The sequence below is a fragment of the Pelomicrobium sp. G1 genome (assembly GCF_051905455.1).
Taxonomy (GTDB): Bacteria; Pseudomonadota; Gammaproteobacteria; order Burkholderiales; family UBA6910; genus Pelomicrobium.
This window is the reverse complement of the sequence record NZ_JBQACR010000314.1, coordinates 1-280: the sequence shown is the minus strand read 5'-3', so window position 1 is coordinate 280 and position 280 is coordinate 1. Positions and strand designations below refer to the sequence as shown.

General features: G+C 70.0%; 1 pseudogene. It reads right to left on the bottom strand.

What is annotated here, in order from left to right:
- Window positions 1-280, bottom strand: a pseudogene (locus tag ACTFO6_RS18650) (UDP-N-acetylmuramate:L-alanyl-gamma-D-glutamyl-meso-diaminopimelate ligase); the annotation flags it as partial.

The window sequence follows — 280 nt, the reverse complement described above, 5'->3', positions numbered from 1 at the left end:
GGTGAGCCGGGGGCGAGCCGGGCGGAGACACCGAAGTTGCGCGGCACGCCACCGATCAGAAACCCGGGCTTGAGCCCCGCGTACTCCAGAATCCAGGCCAGCATGGAAGCGGTGGTGGTCTTGCCGTGGGTGCCGGCGCAGGCGAGCACCCAGCGGCCCAGGAGCACCGTTTCCGCGAGCCACTGGGGGCCGGAGGTGTAGGGGAGGCCCCGGTTCAGCACTTCCTCCACCAGGGGATTGCCACGGGACACCACGTTGCCCACCACGAAGACGTCGGGAC